Source organism: Amnibacterium sp., assembly GCF_025463795.1.
In the GTDB taxonomy this organism is placed as follows: domain Bacteria; phylum Actinomycetota; class Actinomycetes; order Actinomycetales; family Microbacteriaceae; genus Amnibacterium.
This window is the reverse complement of sequence record NZ_JAODBE010000184.1, coordinates 1-5846: the sequence shown is the minus strand read 5'-3', so window position 1 is coordinate 5846 and position 5846 is coordinate 1. Positions and strand designations below refer to the sequence as shown.

At 74.8% G+C, this 5846-nt stretch carries 7 protein-coding genes; 1 reads left to right on the top strand and 6 read right to left on the bottom strand.

Going from position 1 to position 5846, the window contains the following annotated elements:
* The 6 genes from JWQ92_RS15565 to JWQ92_RS15540 all read right to left on the bottom strand — a co-directional run.
* On the bottom strand, nucleotides 1-767 hold a 767-nt coding region (locus tag JWQ92_RS15565; protein WP_297345376.1), incomplete at its 3' end, for a hypothetical protein.
* Between the two features lie 122 nt (nucleotides 768-889).
* On the bottom strand, nucleotides 890-2143 hold the full coding sequence (locus JWQ92_RS15560; RefSeq protein WP_367276753.1) for a DNA polymerase IV: 1254 nt from the start codon (nucleotides 2141-2143) through the stop codon (nucleotides 890-892).
* 37 nt (nucleotides 2144-2180) lie between these two features.
* Nucleotides 2181-2678 (bottom strand): N-acetyltransferase, encoded by a 498-nt coding sequence (locus JWQ92_RS15555; protein WP_297345375.1) that lies wholly within the window; start codon nucleotides 2676-2678, stop codon nucleotides 2181-2183.
* Entirely contained in the window at nucleotides 2675-3703 is a 1029-nt protein-coding gene (locus JWQ92_RS15550) for an FAD-dependent monooxygenase (RefSeq protein WP_297345374.1), read from the bottom strand. Before JWQ92_RS15550 ends, JWQ92_RS15555 begins: the two co-directional genes overlap by 4 nt.
* Nucleotides 3703-4263, bottom strand: coding sequence for an isoprenylcysteine carboxylmethyltransferase family protein (locus JWQ92_RS15545; RefSeq protein WP_297345373.1), 561 nt, complete (start codon nucleotides 4261-4263; stop codon nucleotides 3703-3705). The genes JWQ92_RS15550 and JWQ92_RS15545 overlap by 1 nt, the downstream gene beginning before the upstream one ends.
* Before the next feature lie 12 nt (nucleotides 4264-4275).
* Nucleotides 4276-5370 carry a type III polyketide synthase gene (locus JWQ92_RS15540; protein ID WP_297345372.1) on the bottom strand — a complete coding sequence of 365 codons (1095 nt, stop codon included), beginning with the start codon at nucleotides 5368-5370 and terminating at the stop codon, nucleotides 4276-4278.
* A gap of 70 nt (nucleotides 5371-5440) precedes the next feature.
* Here JWQ92_RS15540 and JWQ92_RS15535 point away from each other — a divergent pair.
* Nucleotides 5441-5846 (top strand): CorA family divalent cation transporter (locus JWQ92_RS15535; protein WP_297345371.1); only part of this gene is annotated, 406 nt, incomplete at its 3' end.

The window sequence follows — 5846 nt, the reverse complement described above, 5'->3', positions numbered from 1 at the left end:
GCCGCGGCGATCGCGGGACGCCCGGCGCGCCGTGGCGACGCTCCGACCGCTCGGAGCGTGCGCGGTGCGCGGACGACCGGGGCCAGGAGCGCCCAGGCGAGCGCCGGGACGAGCACGAGCGCGACCGGGTCGGACAGCACAGCGGCGCCGGCCGTCGCGCCGATCGCGACGGCCGCGACGGGACCGCGGCGCCCCAGCACGAGCAGCGCCGAGATCAGCAGCCAGACGAGGGCGACCGCGACGGGCGCCACGACCGTGTGGGCGGCGACGGCGATCGGCGCGACGCCGAAGACGGCGCTCGCGGCACCGGCGGCGATCCCGCTCGTCCCCGACCGTCGGAGCACGAACCAGAGCAGGGTGACGCCGGCGAGGGTGAGCAGCAGCATCGCCCCGTGCGCCGCGGCCAGGACCGATTGCGCGGTGCCGCCGAGCAGCGCCCGGTCCAGCGCCCCCAGCTGCAGCCAGCCGATCACGGGCGTCGCGAACCAGTGGCGGTAGCCGACGACGGCGCCGGGCGCCGTGGTGGCCCAGGCGCCGGCGAGCGCGAAGCGGGCGCCGCCGGTCGGCACCCGCTGGGCTGCGGGGCTGAGGGACTGCACGAGCACGACCACGACGAGGGCGGGCAGGAGCGACACCAGCGGCGTGCCGCTGCGCAGCGTCCAGGCGACCCAGCCGGGGATCCCGAACGATCGGGAGGTGCGGTGCCGCGACGATTCCCGGCGGCGGCCGCGCACGACGGCCGGGTCGGCGTGCGTCAGGGCGGTCACGGGCAGGTCGGGATGCGGCCCGAGCGCGATCGCACTCCACGCCCCGGGACCGGTGCACGCGCACTCCTGCCCCCGTCCCCCGCCATGCTGACAGTGTGCTGACGGCGGCTGGGAACCACCGGTCAGCCCTCGGTGTCGACGAGCCGCTCGCGGTCCCTGGCCCGGCCGCCGAGCAGGGCCGCGGGACGCACGGCGCCGGCCCCGAAGCGGGCGACGGCACGGTCCGCGGCCGATTCCGCTCCCCGCCACTGCTCGTCGTCGGACCACAGCCCGAGCAGCTCGTCCTCGGCCCGCACGAGCTGCTCCGCGCGGGTGCCGAGCAGCCGTACGGCGCGGCCGCGCAGCCGCTCGGCGGTGAGCAGGGCCACCGTCTCCTCGTGGATGCGCCGCGTCACGTCGGTGGGCTCCGAGATCGTGTGGGACCGGCTCATCGTCGTGAAGTCCGCGAACCGCAGCTTCAGCGAGACCGTGCGGGCCCGGTAGCCGGCCGCCCTCAGCCGCACGGCGACACGGCCGGCCTGCTCGAGCAGCTCGCGGCGCAGCTGCTCCTCGTCGCGGATGTCCTCCGAGAACGTGTTCTCGTGCCCGATGCTCTTCTCGACGTGGTGGGTGGCGACGTGCCGGGGGTCACGGGCCCACGCGAGGTCGTGCAGCTTCGGGCCCGCCGTCGGGCCGAGCCAGGTGGTGAGCACGCCGGGCGGCGTGGCGGCGAGGTCGGCGACCGTGCGGATGCCCCGCCGGTGCAGCGCGTCGCGGGTGGCGGGACCGACGCCCCAGAGCGCGTCGATCGGCAGCGGGTGGAGGAACTCGAGCGCGCGGTCGGGGGGCACGACGAGCAGCCCGTCGGGCTTCGACCGCGTCGACGCGAGCTTCGCGATGAACTTGGACGCGCCGGCGCCCACCGAGCAGGTGAGCCCGGTCTCGCGCAGCACGCGGTGCCGGACCTCGGCCGCGATGACGGCGGGCGGCCCGAACAGTCGCACCGCGCCCGCGACGTCGAGGAACGCCTCGTCGATGGAGAGCGGCTCCACGATCGGTGTGATCGACCGGAAGATCGCCATGACCGCCGCCGACGCCTCGCGGTACTTCTCGTAGTGCGGCCGCAGCACGACCGCCTGCGGGCAGAGCCGCATCGCCCGGCCGACGGGCATCGCGGAGCGCACGCCGAAGCGCCTGGCGGCGTAGTTGGCGGAGGACACGACCCCCCGCCCACCGTCGTGGCCGATGATCACGGGCCGGTTCACGAGCTCGGGGTGCTCGAGCAGCTCGACGCTCGCGAAGAACGCGTCCATGTCGACGTGGAGCACGGTCGCACGGGAGCTGTCGACGTCGGGCGTGGACACCTGCCGGATCCCCTGCCCGCCCTTCACCGTCACGTCCCCATCCTGCCGCCCGGCACCGACATCCGGGGGCTCAGAGCCGCTTGATCATCTCCAGCTCGAGGGAGGGCGGATCGAGCGGGTACGGGCTCGTCCGGCCGGTCAGAACGAAGCCCCGCTGCTCGTAGGCGGCGCGGGCACGCGCGTTGAGCTCGTTCACCTCGAGGCGGAGCACGTCCGCGTGCCCGCGCGCCCAGGTCTCGACGGCGTCGAGGAGCGCGTCGGTGACGCCGGCTCGGCGTCCCCGGAAGGCGGGCGACACGTAGACGCCGACGAGGGTGGGACCGCCGGCGCCGGGGATGCCCGCCATCGTGCCGACCCAGCGGCCGTCGTCCGTGACGGCGACGACCGTGATGCCGCCGTCGGTGCGCGGGCGCGCGCGGCGTCGCCAGTAGGCCTCGTCGTGCCCGAGCGCGGTCTCGAGGGTCTCGAGGTACGCGATGGGGGTGTCGGCGAGCATCTCGAGGCGCAGGTCGCGCGCTTCGCGCCAGTCCTCCTCGTCCGGCGACCGGACCACGAACCCGGCGGTCACCGGGGCACCGGTCTCGCGAGCAGGTCGACGACGGCGCCGAACAGTGCCGGCACCGTGCGGACGAGCGGCACGACGGATCCTCGCGCGGGCGAGGTCGCGAGCCGCAGGACGGCGTGGGTGGCCAGCCGGTGGGCGCGGGTGGAACGGGTCCAGCCCCGGTCGTACGCGGTCAGGTCGTCCGCCGCGACGGCGGCGGCGACCTGCTCGGCGCCGGCCAGGCCGATGGCGAGCCCCTCGCCCGTGAGCGCGTCGATGTATCCGGCGGCGTCGCCGACGAGCGCGATGCGCCCGGCGACGCGACGGGCGGTGCGCTGACGGAGCGGTCCGGCGCCGCGGACGGCGTCGGCGCCGCGGCCTCCTCCGAGCCGGTCGCGCAGCTGAGGCACCGCGGCGAGCGCCGCGTCGAGATCGAGACCGCGCTCCCCCAGCACGGCGACGCCGACGAGATCCGGCCGCACCGGCGTGACGTACAGCTCGAACGTCGCCCCCCAGTGCACCTCGACGAGGTCAGACCACGGGGACACGGCGACGTGACGGCGCAGCCCGAAGCGGTGCGGACCCGCGACCGGCCGGCCCAGCCCGGTCGTGCGGCGCACGGTCGAGTGCAGGCCGTCGGCGCCGATCGCGTACCGCGCCCGCACCCCGGCCACCAGCACCCCGTCGGCGTCCTGCTCGAGGGTGCTCACCCGGGCGCGACGGACCTCGACGCCGAGCTGCGCGGCCCGCGCGGCCAGCGCGGCGTGCAAGGCGATCCGCTCGACGCCGCGGCCGGCCGTGCCGGGGAACCGGTGCTCGACCGACCGGCGGGCGTCCGCGTACCGGAACCCCCGCAGCGGGACGCCGGGCGGATCGACGCCCAGTCGTGCGAGCACGGCCAGCGCCCCGGGCATCAGCCCCTCCCCGCATGCCTTGTCGAGCTGGCCGGTCCGGGCCTCGAGCACGACCGGCTCGAGTCCCGCCAGCCGCACGGCGATCGCCGTGGCGAGCCCGACCGGCCCGCCGCCGACCACGACGACGTCCGGCATCACCGAGGCATCTCCGCGAGCGCGCGGGACATCGCCTCCTCCTCCGCGGGGATCCGGTATTGGAGCAGCAGCACCGCGTTCAGCACGGTGAAGAGGATCGCGGTGACCCAGCCGGTGAAGATCAGCGGCAGCGCGACGCCCTCGAGCGCGACGACCACGTAGTTCGGATGCGAGAGGAACCGGTAGGGCCCCCGGCGGACGAGCGGCAGGCCCGGTACGACGACGATGCGCGTGTTCCAGCGCCGTCCGAGGGTGAGGATGCACCAGTACCGCAGCACCTGTGCAGCGACCGCGAGCACGGCGGCCGGCACGGCGAGGCCGAGAAGGAACGGGCGTGCGCCGAGCAGCGGTTCGAGTACGCACGCGACGCCGAGCCCGAGATGCAGCGCGACCATCGCCGGGAAGTGGCCGCGGCCCTCCTCCCGTCCGCCTCGAGCGAGCGCCCACCGCACGTTGCTCGCCGAGACGACGAGCTCGAAGAACCGCTCTGCGGCCGAGACGGCGAGGAACGCGAGGTACCAGCCGTAGGCGGTCCACCACTCGGGTCCGAACGCCGTCACCGCAGCCGCCGGTCAGGCCGCGCTCGGCAGCGGGAGGGTGGCGGCGGCCCACTGCAGCAGCACGAACTCCGCGCTGATACCGGGACCGAGGGCGAAGAGCAGCCCCCACTCGCCGGCCAGGTGCGGGGCCGCGAGCTCGCTCGCCAGCACGTGCAGCACGCTCGAGGAGGAGAGGTTGCCCACCTTCGCCATCGACTCCCAGCTGCGGGCGAGCGCGCCGTCGGGCAGGTCGAGGCCGCGCTGGAACGACTCGAGCACCTTCGGGCCGCCGGGATGCGCGACCCAGGCACCGACGTCCTCCACCGACAGGCCGTGGCGGGCGAGGAATGCGCGGGCGTCGCCGGGGAAGTTCGCGTCGATCACGTCGACGACCCCGGCGGTCAGGATCACGCGGAACCCGGTCTCACTCGGCCGGAAGCCGATCGTGCTGACGCTGCCCGGGTAGAGGCGGCTGCGCGTGTCGACCACGCGCGGGCCTCGCGTGCCGTGCTGCTCCGCCCAGCCCTCCCCCACGAGCACGACGGCGGCCGCGCCGTCGCCGAAGAGTCCGCTCGCCACGATGTTGTCCATCGAGTCGTCGTCGCGCTGCACCGTGAGCGAGCAGAGCTCGACCGAGAGCAGCACCGCGACCTCGTCGGGGTGCCCGACCAGGTAGTCGTGCACCCTGGCGATGCCGGCCGCCCCGGCCACACAGCCGAGGCCGAACATCGGCATCCGCTTCACGTCCTCACGGAGACCGAGCAGCGGCACGAGCAGGGCGTCGACGGACGGCGCCGAGATGCCGGTGACCGACGTGAAGACGATGAAGTCGACCTCGTCCGGCGCGACCCCGGCGGCGTCGAGCGCCTCCCGCATCGACGTGGCGGCGAGGCGGGTCGCCTCCCCCACGAACCGGTCGTTCGTCTGCCCGAACGTCAGCGCGGTGCGGTACTGCTCGAGCGGCAGCACGAGATGCCGGGTGTCCACGTGCGCGGACGAATGGATGCGGCGCATCACGGCCTGCTTGCGCGGATCCTGCGTCACCATCGGCGCGAGCAGCTCGGTGATCGTGTCCTGCGGGTAGGCGTGGTCCGGCAGGGCCGTCGCGATGGCGGCGATCCGCGTCATTTTCCGGAGGCTACACGCCGCAGCAGGACGCGGTGCGCGAGATCCACCCGACCCTCCTAGGCTTCGCGCCGTGCCCATCGTCGACAACGCCGTGTACGTCAACGGACGCCGCACCGCCGACCCGTCGGACCTCGAGCAGACGTTCGACCTCGTGAAGGAGCGGAACGGCTTCGGCTGGATCGGCCTCTACCGCCCCTCCGAGGCCGAGGTGCGCGAGGTGGCCGACGAGTTCGGGCTGCATCCGCTCGCCGTCGAGGACGCGCTCGAGGGGCATCAGCGCCCGAAGCTCGAGCGCTACGGCGACATCCGCTTCGTCGTGCTCCGCCCGGCCCGGTACATCGACAGCGACGAGCGCGTCGACTTCGGCGAGGTGCACGTCTTCATCGATCCGCAGTTCGCGGTCGTCATCCGGCACGCGGAGGCGCCCGACCTGAAGGCGGTGCGCAAGCGGCTCGAGGCGCAGCCCGACCTGCTCG

Coding starts and splice junctions, on each gene's coding strand:
- JWQ92_RS15550 (WP_297345374.1), bottom strand. CDS start 3,703: ATGCCGGACGTCGTCGTGGTCGGCGGCGGGCCGGTCGGGCTCGCCACG.
- JWQ92_RS15540 (WP_297345372.1), bottom strand. CDS start 5,370: ATGACGCGGATCGCCGCCATCGCGACGGCCCTGCCGGACCACGCCTAC.